This window comes from Protaetiibacter larvae, from assembly GCF_008365275.1.
In the GTDB taxonomy this organism is placed as follows: Bacteria; Actinomycetota; Actinomycetes; order Actinomycetales; family Microbacteriaceae; genus Homoserinibacter; species Homoserinibacter larvae.
The window spans coordinates 2,363,902-2,376,954 of the sequence record NZ_CP043504.1 but is presented as its reverse complement, the minus strand read 5'-3'; the positions used below and the strand labels follow the sequence as shown (position 1 = coordinate 2,376,954).

Sequence of the window (13,053 nt, the reverse complement as noted above, 5' to 3'; positions counted from 1 at the left end):
CTCCGACCCGGGAGAGGACCGCCGCGGGGGCAACCCCGCGTACCCTGGAGGCATGCGGATCCTGGCGGCGATGAGCGGCGGCGTCGACAGCGCCGTCGCGGCGGCGCGCGCCGTCGAGGCCGGCCACGAGGTGGTGGGCGTGCACCTCGCCCTCAGCCGCGCCCCGGGAACGCTGCGCACCGGATCCCGCGGCTGCTGCACGATCGAGGACTCGATGGATGCCCGCCGCGCCGCCGCGAAGCTCGGCATCCCCTTCTATGTCTGGGACTTCTCGGAGCGCTTCCGCGACGACGTGATCGACGACTTCGTGGCCGAGTACGCCGCCGGCCGCACCCCCAACCCCTGCATGCGCTGCAACGAGCGCATCAAGTTCGCGGCCCTGCTCGAGAAGGCGCTCGCGCTCGGCTTCGACGCGGTCGTCACCGGGCACTACGCCGAGGTGCGGCGGGGTCCGGACGGCGTCGAGCTGCACCGCGCCGCCGCGTGGGCGAAGGATCAGTCGTACGTGCTCGGCGTGCTCACGACCGAGCAGCTGGAGCACGCGTGGTTCCCGCTGGGCGCGACCCCGTCGAAGGCGGAGGTGCGGGCGGAGGCCGAGGCGCGCGGGCTCTCGGTGGCGGCGAAGCCTGACAGCCACGACATCTGCTTCATCCCCGACGGCGACACCCGCGGCTGGCTCGCCGAGCGGGTCGGCGCCGAGGAGGGTCCGATCCTCGACCGTGACGGCACGCGGCTCGGCACCCATCCCGGCGCGGCCGCCTTCACGGTCGGCCAGCGCAAGGGGTTGAACATCGGCTACCCCTCGGCGGATGGCCGCCCGCGTTTCGTGCTCGAGGTGCGTCCGAAGACGAACGAGGTGATCGTCGGCCCGAAGGAGGCGCTCGCGATCTCCGAGCTCGCCGGATCCCGGTTCAGCTGGGCCGGCATCGCGCCCGCGGATGCGGTGGACGGTTTCGCGTGCGAGGTGCAGGTGCGCGCCCACGCCGAGCCGGTCGCCGCGACGGCACGGGTGGAGGGCGGCGAGCTCGTCGTCCGCGTCGACGCCCCGCTCGAGGGGGTCGCCCCGGGGCAGACCGCGGTGGTCTACGTCGGCACGCGCGTCGTCGGCCAGACCACGATCGACCGCACCGTCTCCGCCGTGCCCGCCCGCGCGTGATCGTGGCGCGGCTGGAGCCGCGCCACGACGGCGGGGGAAACGCCCCCCGCCGTGCGGTCGCAGCTCCAGCCGCGCCATGGACCCGATCGCGCGTCGGGGGTCCGCAATAGGCTGAGCGGGTGGCAACCGGATCCGAGCTGCAGGCGGCCCACGCCGAGGCCGAACAGCTCACCGCCCGCATCCTCGAACTGCGCGAGGCGTACTACGCGCGCGACACCACGCTCGTCGCCGACTCCGAATACGACGCCCTCATGCACCGCCTCGAAGAGCTCGAGCGCCTGTTCCCCGAGCTGCAGAGCCAGGACTCGCCCACCCAGACGGTCGGCGCAGGCACGAGCACGGGCGGCCTCGCCACGATCGAGCACGCCGAGCGGATGCTGAGCCTCGACAACGTGTTCTCGCCCGACGAGCTGCGCGACTGGTGCGTGAAGACCGCGGACGCCGCGGCGCGACCCGTCTCGTGGCTCACCGAGCTCAAGATCGACGGCCTCGCCCTCAACCTGCGTTACGAGCACGGCGTGCTCACCTCGGCTGCCACCCGCGGCGACGGACGCGTCGGCGAGCTCGTCACCGAGAACGCCCTGCGTCTCGCGGATGTGCCCGCACGTCTCGCGGGGGAGGGGCACCCCGCGCTCGTGGAGGTGCGGGGCGAGGTGTTCATCCCGGTCGCCGCCTTCGAGCGCCTCAACGAGCTGCAGGCCGAACTGCGCGAGCGCGCCTTCGCGGAATCCGCCGAGCGCGCGAAGGGCCGCTCCGCCGCCTTCGACGAGGAGCGGGCGCGGCTCTCGGCCGCACGCCGCTTCCCGGCTTTCGCCAACCCGCGCAACGCGGCATCCGGCGGTCTCCGCCAGCAGCTCGACAAGAAGGACGGCCTCGAGCTCGAGGCCGCGCTCGCCCGCATCGGTGCGCTGCGCCTGTTCGTGCACGGCATCGGCGCCTGGCCCGACCCGCCGGTCGCCGCCCAGAGCGAGGTGTACGACATCCTGCGCGGCTGGGGACTGCCGACCACCCCGTACAGCCCGGTGAGCGCGGATGTCGACGGCGTGCTCGCCTACGTCGCCCACTACGGTGAGCATCGCCACGATGTCGAGCACGAGATCGACGGCATCGTCGTGAAGGTCGACGAGCTCGCCCTCCACGACGAGCTCGGCGCCACGAGCCGTGCCCCGCGCTGGGCAATCGCGTACAAGTACCCTCCGGAGGAGGTGCAGACGCGGCTGCTCGACATCGTCGTCTCGGTCGGGCGCACCGGCCGGGCCACCCCGTTCGCCGTCATGGAGCCGGCGCGCGTGTCGGGGTCCACCGTGCGGCAGGCCACCCTCCACAACCAGGACGTCGTGAAGGCGAAAGGCGTGCTGATCGGCGACACCGTGGTGCTGCGCAAGGCGGGGGATGTGATCCCCGAGGTGCTCGGTCCGGTGGTCGAACTGCGCGACGGCACCGAGCGCGAGTTCGTGATGCCCGCGAACTGCCCCGAATGCGGTACGCCGCTCGCGCCCGCCAAGGAGGGCGACATCGACCTGCGCTGCCCGAACGCCCGCGCCTGCCCCGCGCAGGTGCGGGGGCGTGTCGAGCACATCGGATCGCGCGGGGCGCTCGACATCGAGGGCCTCGGCGAGGTGGGGGCGGCGGCGCTCACCCAGCCCGAGAGTCCGAAGCCGGCCCCGCTCGAGACGGAGGCGGGGCTGTTCGACCTCACCCTCGAGCAGCTCATGCCGATCGAGGTCGTGGTGCGCGACGTGGAGACGGGTGAGCGCAAACGGCTCGACGACGGCTCGCTCGACACCCGCACCCCGTTCCGCAAGATCGTTCAGCAGGCCCGCAAGGACCAGCCCGCGATCGAGGGACCGTCCGAGGCGGCGAAGACGCTGCTCGACGAGCTCGAGAAGGCGAAGTCGAAGGAGCTCTGGCGCTTCCTCGTCGCCCTCAACATCCGCCACGTGGGGCCGGTGGCCGCGCGCGCCCTCGCCGACTGGTTCGGCTCGCTCGCCGCCATCCGCTCCGCCACCCGTGACGAGCTCGCCGCCGTGGACGGCGTGGGCGGCATCATCGCCGATGCGGTGCTCGACTGGTTCACGGTGGATTGGCACCTCGAGATCGTGGAGCGCTGGGCCGCGGCGGGGGTTCCGTGGGCCACCCCGGGGCATCCGGGACCCGGGCGGGCCGCGGCGATCGACGGGCCGCTCTCCGGCCTCACGATCGTCGTCACGGGGTCCATGCCGGAGCATTCCCGCGACGGCGCGCAGGAGGCCGTGATCGCCGCGGGGGGCAAGGCCGCCTCGAGCGTGAGCAAGAAGACCGACTATGTGGTGATCGGGCCGGGCGCCGGGTCCAAGGCCACGAAGGCCGCCGAGCTCGGCATCCCGGTGATCGAGGCGGACGATTTCAGCCGCTTCCTCGCCGAGGGTCCGTCGATCCTCGGCTGAACGGTTCAGGTAACGCCTGTATTTCCGGATCGCGAGCCGCCCCCATTCCGGCGGTAGAATAAGTTGTCCGCTGCTGAGAGTCACTGGGAAGGCAATCAGCTGATCGAGATCGCCGCACTGCTGGTGACCCCGGTGCTCCTCACCGGGGCTTTCGTCATGCCCGCAGGTCCCATCGCCTCCGTGGATCTCGTGGCCGCGGTCGGGCAGGCGCCCGCCGCCGCACCGGACCCGATCCTCGCCCCCGCAGGCCGTGGTGCCTCGGCGGTCGCCGGGCCGTCGACACCCATCGACCAACTGCACGGCATCGCCCTCCTCGACCGCTTCGGCGAGCTGCCGCGCTCCGAGGTGCGTCGCTTCCTCGCCTCCCATCCGACGGCCGTCGCCGAGCTGCTCGCGTCGCCCCCGTCGGCGCGCGAGGTGGCCGACTGGTGGGCCGCGACCCCGGCCGGCAGCCGTACGGCACTCGCCGAGCTCTCCCCGAAGCTCCTCGGCAACCTGGAGGGCGTGCCGTTCGCGGTCCGCGACTCCGCGAACCGTACCGCTCTTCGCGGGGCCGTCGCCGCGCTCGACGACACGCTCGCCGGACACGTGGGGCGCGCCGAGCGCGACGAGCTGGAGACGCGCCGTCACATGCTCGACCAGGTGCGTGCGGCGCTGTCCTCCCGCGACGGGCACGTGCGCCGGCTGATCGGTCTCGACGCCGACGGCGAGGGCCGCGCCGTCATCGCGATCGGCGACCTCGCGCGCGCCGACTACGTGAGCTTCCTCGTGCCGGGGATGTTCTTCGGAGTCGACGCGCAGATCGTGGCCTGGGCCGACACCGCGGAGGCCTTCGTGGACGGTCAGGAGGAGTGGCTCGATCGCCTCAAGCCCGAGGAGCACGCCACCGTCGCAGCGGTCGCCTGGATCGGGTACCGCACCCCGAGCCTCGTGAACGTCGCCTCGATGGAGCTCGCGCGCGAAGGTCGCGACGCGCTCACGGCGACCCTCGAGGGGCTTCGCGCGAGCCGCGGGTCCGCTCAGCCGTACCTCAGTGTCGTCGCCCACTCCTACGGGTCGACCGCCGCGCTGCTCGCGCTGGAGGAGAACGAGGTGAGCGTGGATGCGCTCGCGCTCGTCGGCTCGCCCGGCAGCCCGGCGCGCAACGTGAGCGAGCTGCATGTGGTCGACGGCAACGTCTGGGTGGGGGCCGCCGACTGGGATCCGATCCCCGCGTCGGGGGTGTTCGGCAGCCAGCCGGCATCCACGAGCTACGGCGCGCACCGCTTCTCGGTCGCCGCCGGTCGGGATCCGCTGACGGGCGCGCGCCTCGGCGGCGCCGTCACCCACAACGACTACTTCGCGCCGGGCTCGACTTCGCTGCGCAACCTCGCCCTCATCGGCATCGGCGAGGGCACCCAGGTGACGGGCCTCGCCTCGGGCGATGCGCCGTCCAGCGGGCGGCGACTCGCCCGGTGACCCCCGCGACGGCTTCTAGGATGGAGGTCGTGTCTGAGATCACTCCGGAAGTCGTGCGCCACCTCGCGCACCTCGCGCGCATCGGGCTCACCGATGACGAGGTGCAGCGTCTGACCGGGGAGCTGAGCCAGATCGTCGACGCGGTCGCGACCGTGCGGGCCGTCGCCACCCCGGAGGTGCCGGCCACGAGCCACCCGATCGCGCTCGGCACCGTGACCCGTCCGGATGTCGTGGGCGAGACGCTCACCCCCGACCAGGCGCTCGCGGGTGCCCCGGAGCGCGACGGCGACTTCTTCAAGGTGACCTCGATCCTGGGGGAGGAGCAGTGAGCGACCTCACGCGGCTCTCCGCCGCCGAACTCTCCGGACTGCTGGACGCCCGCGAGGTGTCGAGCGTCGAGGTGACGAAGGCGCACCTCGACCGCATCGCCGCCGTCGACGGCGAGGTGCACGCATTCCTGCACCTCAATGCGGCGGCACTCGACACCGCGGCCGCCGTGGATGCCGCCCGCGCGGCGGGCACCGCCTCCGGCCTGGCAGGCGTGCCGGTCGCCATCAAGGACGTGCTCTGCACGCTCGACATGCCGTCCACCTCGGGCTCCAAGATACTCGAGGGCTGGATCCCGCCGTACGACGCGACGGTGGTCGCGCGGCTGCGGGCTGCGGGTCTCGTGCCGCTCGGCAAGACCAACATGGACGAGTTCGCGATGGGCTCCTCCACCGAGCACTCCGCCTACGGCAACACCCACAACCCGTGGGATCTGTCGCGCATCCCCGGCGGATCCGGCGGCGGCTCGGCCGCGGCCGTCGCGGCCTTCGAGGCGCCGCTCGCGCTCGGCTCCGACACGGGCGGCTCGATCCGCCAGCCGGCGGCCGTGACCGGTTCGGTGGGGGTGAAGCCCACCTACGGCGGGGTCTCGCGCTACGGCGCGATCGCGCTCGCCTCCTCGCTCGACCAGGTCGGTCCCGTGACGCGTACGGTGCTCGACGCGGGCCTGCTGCACGACGTGATCGGCGGCCACGACCCGCGCGACTCCACGTCGATCCCGGATGCGTGGCCGTCGTTCGCGGACGCCGCGCGCGCGGGCCGGCGCGAGGGCGCCGTGAAGGGGCTGCGCGTCGGCGTCGTCTCGGAGCTGGCGGGTGGCGAGGGCTTCCAGCCGGGCGTCGTGGCGCGGTTCCAGGAGTCGCTCGCGCTGCTTGAGGCGCAGGGCGCGGAGCTCGTCGAGGTGTCGGCGCCGAGCTTCCAGTACGCGATCGCCGCGTACTACCTGATCCTCCCGGCCGAGGCCTCCAGCAACCTGGCCAAGTTCGACTCGGTGCGGTTCGGGCTGCGCGTCACCCCGGATGGCCAGGCCACCGTCGAGGACGTCATGTCGGCGACCCGGGAGGCGGGCTTCGGCGACGAGGTGAAGCGCCGCATCATCCTCGGCACCTACGCCCTCTCGGCCGGCTACTACGACGCGTACTACGGCTCGGCGCAGAAGGTGCGCACCCTCATCCAGCGCGACTTCTCGGCCGCCTTCGAGCGGGTGGATGTGCTGGCGACGCCGTCGGCGCCCACCACGGCGTTCCCGCTCGGCTCGAAGGTCGACGACCCGCTCGCGATGTACCTCAACGATTTGACGACGATCCCCGCGAACCTCGCAGGCGTGCCCGGCATCTCGCTGCCGTCGGGGCTCGCCGAGGAGGACGGCCTGCCGGTCGGCATCCAGTTCATGGCGCCCGCCCGCGAGGATGCGCGCCTGTACACCGTGGGTGCGGCCCTCGAGCAACTCCTCGAGGCGCAGTGGGGTGGCCCGCTGCTCGCCCAGGCCCCCGACCTCCGCCTCTCCTAGAAACGATCGCGACATGGCCAAGCCCGACCTCATGGACTTCGACAAGGCGCTCGAGCTGTTCGAGCCGGTGCTCGGATTCGAGGTGCACGTCGAACTCTCGACCGCCACCAAGATGTTCAGCGACGCCCCCAATCCGGCCGCTCCCGGCGGCTTCGGGGCAGGCCCGAACACGCAGATCACCCCGCTGTGTCTGGGGCTGCCCGGCAGCCTCCCGGTGGTGAACGAGAAGGCCATCGAGTACTCGATCTCGCTCGGGCTGGCGCTCGGCTGCCAGATCGCCCCCTCGAGCCGCTTCGCTCGGAAGAACTACTTCTACCCCGACCTCGCGAAGAACTACCAGATCAGCCAGTACGACGAGCCGATCGCCTTCGAGGGCTCCGTCGAGGTGGAGCTCGAGGACGGCACCCTCGTGACGGTGCCGATCGAGCGCGCCCACATGGAGGAGGACGCCGGCAAGCTCACCCACGTGGGCGGCTCGACGGGCCGCATCCAGGGCGCCGAATACTCGCTCGTCGACTACAACCGGGCAGGCGTGCCGCTCGTCGAGATCGTCACGAAGCCGATCTACGGCACCGAGCACCGCGCGCCCGAGGTCGCGAAGGCGTACGTGTCGACGATCCGCGACATCGTGCGCGCCCTCGGCATCTCGGAGGCCCGGATGGAGCGCGGCAACCTGCGCTGCGACGCGAACGTGTCGCTGCGGCCGCGCGGCGAGACGAAGCTCGGTACCCGCACCGAGACGAAGAACGTGAACTCGTTCCGCGCCGTGGAGCGCGCGGTGCGCTACGAGATCCAGCGCCAGGCCGCGATCCTGGCCGCGGGCGGCACGATCACGCAGGAGACCCGCCACTGGCACGAGGACACCGGCACCACCTCCCCGGGCCGCCCCAAGTCGGATGCCGACGACTACCGCTACTTCCCGGAGCCCGACCTGCTGCCGATCGAGCCGAGCCCGGAGCTCATCGAGCAGCTGCGCGCCGCCCTGCCCGAGGCGCCGGCCGTGCGCCGCCGCCGGCTGCAGGAGGCGTGGGGCTTCACCGATCTCGAGTTCCGAGACGTGAAGAACGCCGGGCTGCTCGTCGAGATCGAGGACACGGTCGCCGCGGGCGCCGCACCCGCCCAGGCCCGCAAGTGGTGGACGGGCGAGATCGCCCGCATCGCCAACCTCCGCGAGGCCGAGCCGGCGTCGCTCGTGTCGCCGCTCGACGTGTCGGAACTCATCGCGCTCGTCGAGTCGGGCGACCTCACCGACCGCCTCGCCCGTCAGGTGCTCGAGGGCGTCATCGAGGGCGAGGGGCGGCCGTCGCAGGTCGTCGAGGCCCGCGGGCTGAAGGTGGTGTCGGATGACGGCGCCCTCATCGCCGCGATCGATGAGGCGCTCGCCGCGCAGCCCGACGTGCTCGAGAAGATCCGCGACGGCAAGGTGCAGGCCGCCGGCGCTGTGATCGGCGCGGTCATGAAGGCGATGAAGGGCTCCGCGGATGCGGCCCGCGTGCGCGAGCTCGTGCTGGAGCGGGCGACGCAGGGGTAGTACCCGCCGTCACCGCGCGATCTCGTCCAACCGGCTGCCGGAGCGAAGTCGCTCGACGAAGCTCGCGCCGTCGCCGGGCGTCCGCACCATCCGGATCTCGCGCACGCCGTCGTCGACCTGCACGACGCCATCCGCGCGGAATCCGTGCTTCGTGTAGAACGCCTGCGCCCGCGGGTTCGGGTCGGCGACCCACAGCGACGCGGATGCGGTGGGCTCGATGACGGCGTCGAGCAGGCGCGAGGCGGCGCCCGATCCGTGGTGCTCGGCGAGCAGGTAGAGCACGTAGAGGTGTCGCGACCAGGGTGAACCGTCCTTCTCGGGCGGCCCGGACATCGCGATTCCGACGAGCGCGCCGTCGAGTTCGGCGACCGCGATCCGGTTCGCGGCATACCGCTCATCCGTCAGAGCGGCGTGCCACATCCGCTCGCGCCGGGGCAGCAGCTCGGGGTCGTCGAGCACCGCGTCGCGCATGATCCCGCGGTAGGTCTCGCGCCACGAGCGCACGTGCACGTCCGCCATCGCCCCGACGTCGTCGGGGGTCGGCGGGCGCACCACGATGCGGTTCGCGCCGGAATCCTACGGATCAGGTTCATCGCGCCTCGTACACCTCGCGGCGGTGGCCGACCTTGAAGACGGTCACGAGGACGAGTGCGTCGGCGACCTCGTAGAGCACGCGGTAGTCGCCGACGCGGATGCGCCAGGCGTTGTCGGCGCCGACGAGTTTCGTCGAGTTCGGCGGTCGCGGATCGCCCTGCAGGGCCGCGATGCCGTCGAGCACCCGCCGCCGGATGAGCGGATCGAGTTTCCGCAGTTCGCGCGCCGCGGCGGAGGTGAACTCGACCGTGTAGACGGTCACGCGTCGAGTTCACCACGCAACTCGTCGAGCGAGACGCGGACGCCGTCGTCGGCTTCGCGCGCTGCCCGGAACTCGGCGGCGTCGCGCGCGTCTTCCAGCGATTCGAGCAGTTCGAGGTCTTCGACGCCGATGACGACGGCCGCCAGCTTGCCGTGCCGCGTCACCCCGATCCGCTCGCGCGCATAGACCACGCGTCCGACGACATCGGCGAGGTCCTCGCGCAGCGCGCGAGTCGTCACGGAGCGATTGAGGGTCGACATGTGTCGATAATACGACAAATGTCGATATTTGTCCTTATGTACACAACCTCAACCCGAGATGCCGGAACGCGTACCGATCCCCGATCGCGGCGCGCACGCGAGAGTGTCGGATTCCCCTTCCGCCGTTCGTCGCCTGCACGTACCGTTCCGACAGGAGGACACCATGGAATACCTGATGCTCGTCGCGATCGACCCCCAGGGCGAACCCGACGACCCCGCCGACACCTCGGTGACGCCCATCGAGGAGTGGGTGGCAGAGGGCGACCGTCGCGGCATCCGGCTGCTCGGCGAGCGCTTCCGCCCGCCGGAGGCCGCGAAGGTCGTCAAGCGCCGCGGCGGCGAGGTGATCGTCTCCGACGGGCCGTTCGCCGAGTCGCGCGAGTGGATCGCGGGCTTCGACATCCTGCGGGTCTCGGATCTCGACGAGGCCATCGAGTACGCCTCGCGGCATCCGATGGCCAAGGGCGGCCGCATCGAGCTGCGCCCGGTGTGGCCGTTCGACGACGGGCCCGCCGAGGGCGATCCGGTGGTCGACGAGGTGGCGTTCGCGCAGGGGCGGCCCACGTTCTTCCAGTTCGTGGTCGACACCCCCGACGGTGAGCCGTGGGATGCGAGCGCCGACTCCGAGTTCGAGGAGTGGCATGCCGAGAACCTGCGCGACCGCTACGTGATCGCGGGCGGCCGGCTGCGTCCGATCGAGGACGCCACCCTCATCCGGCGCCGCGGCGGCGAGCTGCTCGTCTCCGACGGGCCGTTCGCCGAGTCCCGCGAGCTCGTGGGCGGCTTCGACGTGCTCGCCTGCGACTCCTTCGAGCAGACGATCGGCTATGCCTCGCACCACCCGATGACGCGCATGGGCGCCATCGAGCTGCGCCCCCTGTGGCCCATGGACGGCGACGAATCCCCCACGGGCACGGAGTAGCGTGCCGCCCGTGAGCGAGAAGATCGACCTCAAGAAGCAGCTCGATGCCTACCGCGCGAAACAGGGTGAGTTCCGCATCCTCGACGTGCCGCCGCAGCGCTACCTCGCCATCGACGGCGCGGGCGACCCGAACACCGCCGTGTTCGGCGAGGCGGTCGAGGCGCTGTTTCCCGTCGCCTACGCGCTCAAGTTCGCGAGCAAGAGGCAGCTCGGGCGCGACTACGTGGTCATGCCGCTCGAGGGCCTGTGGTGGTCGGACGAGCTGGATGCCTTCACGAGCCGGCGGGACAAGTCGCGCTGGCAGTGGACGCTGCTCGTCCTCACGCCCGAGTGGATCGACGGCGACCTCGTCGAGGCCGCCATCGGCCAGGTCGCCGCGAAGGCCGCGGCGCCCGCGCGCCTCGCCGACGTGCGGATCGACACCCTCGAGGAGGGCCGCTGCGTGCAGACCCTGCACCTCGGGTCCTTCGACGACGAGGCCGGGGTGCTCGAGCGACTGCACCACGAGTTCCTGCCCGCGAACGGCCTTACGCCGACCGGCCGGCACCACGAGATCTACCTGAGCGACCCGCGCAAGACGGCCCCCGAGAAGCTCCGCACCATCCTGCGCCAGCCGGTGCGGCCGCTCAGCGCGCCGCGGTGAGCATCGCCCGCTGCTCGACGAGCGGGCAGGTGAACACGTCGCGCTCTCCGAGGCCGACGCGGTTGATGTAGCGGATGACGATCGCGTACGACGCGAACAGCCCGGTCTGGGTGTAGGGCACGCCGTGCTCGCGGCAGACACACACCCGGTTGCCCGCGCAGCCAGGCGGCCGCCCGGATGCTGCGGCGGGACTAGACCTGGTCGCCGGGCCGCACGCGGAACCCGGCGGCGAGGTTGGCGATCAGCTGCTCGCGATCCTGCCGCACCACGTAGGCGGGCCGATCGCGCTCGACCCGCCACGACTCGGACAACGGCGAGACATCGACGGCGTCGAAGCCGAGCCGGTCGTACAGCTCGGTGACGAACGCCGCGGCCTCGGGGAAGTCGCTCGAGACGGCGAGCGCCCGTCGGCCGGGCGTGCCGGCGGGAAGCCCGGTGGTGGTGATCTCGGCGGCCATGATGTGGTTGAAGGCCTTCACGACCTTCGAGCCCGGCAGGTGCTCCTGCAGCAGGCCCGACACGGTCGCCTCACCGGCGTCGAGGCGCGGGATGTGACCGTCGCGCTCCCAGTAGTAGTTGTTCGTGTCGAGCACGATCTTGCCGTCGAGCGGTTCGACGGGGACGTCGGGGTACGCGCGCAAGGGCACCGTCACGACCGCGACGTCCGCCAGCTGCGCGGCCTCGACGGGCGTCGCCGCCCGCGCCGACGGCCCGAGCTCGGCCACCAGCTCGGCGAGCGTTTCGGGACCGCGGGAGTTCGCGATCACCACCTCGTATCCGATCCCGGTGAACGCGCGCGCGAGCTGCGATCCGATGTTCCCTGCCCCGATGATCCCGATCGTCGTCATGCTCAGCGCAACGTCGTCGCGCGCCGGAGCATTCCCCCGGTGGGCCTCGTCGCGCTCGCTACTCGCCCGTCTTCGCTGCGCGATCGCGCAGCCGGATGCGGCGGTGCTGCCCGTCGACCTGCACCTCGGCGAGGTTGCCGCGCGAGCGCACGAAGTCGGTGAAGCTCGAGAACCCGAGCGTCTTCTCGTTGAACGAGGGGTTGAGCCGTTTGATCTGCGACTTCACGCCGGAGGCGTTGAGCCATTCGGCGTCCTCGTTCTTGGCGTGGGCGAACTCGAGGGCCCGCACGAGCAGCCGGGTGGCCTCGCGGTCGCTCACCGTGCCGTCGGCGCCGTCGGTGGGCGAGATGAACGGATCGGTCGCGAGCGGCGCGACGATCGTGGGCTTCGCGGCGACGGCCGGCCTCTTGGTCGCGGGTGCGCGCTTCGCGGCGGGCGCGGCATCCACGGGCGCGGCATCCACGGGAGCGACCTCCGCCGGCGGGGCGGCGGCGGCCGCTTTCGCGCCGCCACGCGTCGGGCGCGAGGGCGCGGCCTCGACGCCGGGCAGCCCGTCGTAGCTCTCGAACTCGTCGCACGCGGAGATGAGCGCCTTGGCGGTGCCGCCCGCCACCCCGATGCCCACGACCACGCGCCCGAGGCGCTTGCAGCGCTGGGCGAGGGCGATGTAGTCCGAGTCGCCCGCGACGATGACGACGTGCGTGATGTCGGGCAGGCGGAAGAGGTCCTCGAGCACGTCGACCGAGAGCCGGATGTCGGCGCCGTTCTTGGTGCCGGACGCCGGGAACAGCTGGGTGAGGTCGATCGCGCGGTCGACCAGCTGCCCCTTGTAGGAGGCGTTCGCCGGAACCGACCAGTCGGCGTAGGCGCGTGTGATGGCCACCGTGCCGAACGACGAGGCGAAATCGAGGATCGCACCCACGTCGATCCGGGCCGCGGTGAGCTTGGGGGCGATCTCGTTGCGGGCGTCCCGCGCGTTGTCTTTGCGCCAGGCGCCGTCGCCGTGCAACTGGTCGTAGCGCGAGATGACGATGTTGTCGAAGTCGATGTAGACGGCGACGCGGTCGGTGTCCGTGAGCTCCGGCATGCGGGGCCTCCCTGGGTTCGCCTCGACCC

The 13,053-nt window shown here is 71.9% G+C and carries 14 protein-coding genes; 8 read left to right on the top strand and 6 right to left on the bottom strand.

What is annotated here, in order from left to right; genetic code table 11:
- The first annotated feature begins 52 nt into the window (after window positions 1–52).
- The 6 genes from mnmA to gatB all read left to right on the top strand — a co-directional run bounded on the left by mnmA (window position 53) and on the right by gatB (window position 8,408).
- Entirely contained in the window at window positions 53–1,156 is a 1,104-nt protein-coding gene (mnmA, locus tag FLP23_RS11240; RefSeq protein ID WP_149325939.1) for a tRNA 2-thiouridine(34) synthase MnmA, read from the top strand.
- A gap of 119 nt (window positions 1,157–1,275) precedes the next feature.
- A complete protein-coding gene (gene ligA, locus FLP23_RS11235; RefSeq protein WP_149325938.1) occupies window positions 1,276–3,582 on the top strand; it encodes an NAD-dependent DNA ligase LigA in 2,307 nt (768 codons plus the stop codon).
- 63 nt (window positions 3,583–3,645) lie between these two features.
- On the top strand, window positions 3,646–5,040 hold the full coding sequence (locus tag FLP23_RS11230) for an alpha/beta hydrolase (RefSeq protein WP_168200437.1): 1,395 nt from the start codon (window positions 3,646–3,648) through the stop codon (window positions 5,038–5,040).
- 29 nt (window positions 5,041–5,069) lie between these two features.
- The gene (gatC, locus tag FLP23_RS11225; protein ID WP_149325936.1) at window positions 5,070–5,369 is read left to right on the top strand and encodes an Asp-tRNA(Asn)/Glu-tRNA(Gln) amidotransferase subunit GatC; all 300 of its coding nucleotides are present in this window, start codon (window positions 5,070–5,072) and stop codon (window positions 5,367–5,369) included.
- Window positions 5,366–6,877: an Asp-tRNA(Asn)/Glu-tRNA(Gln) amidotransferase subunit GatA gene (gene gatA / locus FLP23_RS11220; RefSeq protein ID WP_149325935.1), complete on the top strand. Its 1,512-nt coding sequence runs from the start codon at window positions 5,366–5,368 to the stop codon at window positions 6,875–6,877. The genes gatC and gatA overlap by 4 nt, the downstream gene beginning before the upstream one ends.
- A gap of 13 nt (window positions 6,878–6,890) precedes the next feature.
- The gene (gatB, locus tag FLP23_RS11215; RefSeq protein ID WP_149325934.1) at window positions 6,891–8,408 is read left to right on the top strand and encodes an Asp-tRNA(Asn)/Glu-tRNA(Gln) amidotransferase subunit GatB; all 1,518 of its coding nucleotides are present in this window, start codon (window positions 6,891–6,893) and stop codon (window positions 8,406–8,408) included.
- Between the two features lie 9 nt (window positions 8,409–8,417).
- Here gatB and FLP23_RS11210 read toward each other — a convergent pair whose 3' ends face one another.
- The 3 genes from FLP23_RS11210 to FLP23_RS11200 are packed head-to-tail and all read right to left on the bottom strand — an operon-like array spanning window position 8,418 to window position 9,524.
- The gene (locus FLP23_RS11210; protein WP_246139980.1) at window positions 8,418–8,963 is read right to left on the bottom strand and encodes a GNAT family N-acetyltransferase; all 546 of its coding nucleotides are present in this window, start codon (window positions 8,961–8,963) and stop codon (window positions 8,418–8,420) included.
- Window positions 8,964–8,997: 34 nt separating this feature from the next.
- Window positions 8,998–9,264 carry a type II toxin-antitoxin system RelE family toxin gene (locus FLP23_RS11205; RefSeq protein WP_149325933.1) on the bottom strand — a complete coding sequence of 89 codons (267 nt, stop codon included), beginning with the start codon at window positions 9,262–9,264 and terminating at the stop codon, window positions 8,998–9,000.
- Window positions 9,261–9,524 (bottom strand): type II toxin-antitoxin system prevent-host-death family antitoxin, encoded by a 264-nt coding sequence (locus FLP23_RS11200; RefSeq protein ID WP_149325932.1) that lies wholly within the window; start codon window positions 9,522–9,524, stop codon window positions 9,261–9,263. Before FLP23_RS11200 ends, FLP23_RS11205 begins: the two co-directional genes overlap by 4 nt.
- Window positions 9,525–9,687: 163 nt before the next feature.
- On the opposite strand from FLP23_RS11200, the gene FLP23_RS12585 reads away from it, so the two are divergent.
- Together FLP23_RS12585 and FLP23_RS11190 are read left to right on the top strand one after the other, a co-directional pair.
- Window positions 9,688–10,446 (top strand): YciI family protein, encoded by a 759-nt coding sequence (locus tag FLP23_RS12585; protein ID WP_342780001.1) that lies wholly within the window; start codon window positions 9,688–9,690, stop codon window positions 10,444–10,446.
- Between the two features lie 10 nt (window positions 10,447–10,456).
- Entirely contained in the window at window positions 10,457–11,089 is a 633-nt protein-coding gene (locus tag FLP23_RS11190) for a GyrI-like domain-containing protein (RefSeq protein ID WP_149325931.1), read from the top strand.
- Here the strand turns inward: FLP23_RS11190 and FLP23_RS11185 are convergent.
- From FLP23_RS11185 to FLP23_RS11175, 3 genes are all read right to left on the bottom strand, one after another.
- Window positions 11,073–11,210 carry a hypothetical protein gene (locus tag FLP23_RS11185; protein ID WP_342780000.1) on the bottom strand — a complete coding sequence of 46 codons (138 nt, stop codon included), beginning with the start codon at window positions 11,208–11,210 and terminating at the stop codon, window positions 11,073–11,075. The genes FLP23_RS11190 and FLP23_RS11185 overlap by 17 nt on opposite strands.
- 70 nt (window positions 11,211–11,280) lie before the next feature.
- The gene (locus tag FLP23_RS11180) at window positions 11,281–12,021 is read right to left on the bottom strand and encodes an NADPH-dependent F420 reductase (RefSeq protein ID WP_246140128.1); all 741 of its coding nucleotides are present in this window, start codon (window positions 12,019–12,021) and stop codon (window positions 11,281–11,283) included.
- The gene (locus FLP23_RS11175; protein WP_149325929.1) at window positions 11,996–13,024 is read right to left on the bottom strand and encodes an NYN domain-containing protein; all 1,029 of its coding nucleotides are present in this window, start codon (window positions 13,022–13,024) and stop codon (window positions 11,996–11,998) included. The genes FLP23_RS11180 and FLP23_RS11175 overlap by 26 nt, the downstream gene beginning before the upstream one ends.
- Window positions 13,025–13,053 lie beyond the last annotated feature (29 nt).

Coding starts and splice junctions, on each gene's coding strand:
- mnmA (WP_149325939.1), top strand. CDS start 53: ATGCGGATCCTGGCGGCGATGAGCGGCGGCGTCGACAGCGCCGTCGCG.
- gatB (WP_149325934.1), top strand. CDS start 6,891: ATGGCCAAGCCCGACCTCATGGACTTCGACAAGGCGCTCGAGCTGTTC.
- FLP23_RS11200 (WP_149325932.1), bottom strand. CDS start 9,524: ATGTCGACCCTCAATCGCTCCGTGACGACTCGCGCGCTGCGCGAGGAC.
- FLP23_RS12585 (WP_342780001.1), top strand. CDS start 9,688: ATGGAATACCTGATGCTCGTCGCGATCGACCCCCAGGGCGAACCCGAC.
- FLP23_RS11175 (WP_149325929.1), bottom strand. CDS start 13,024: ATGCCGGAGCTCACGGACACCGACCGCGTCGCCGTCTACATCGACTTC.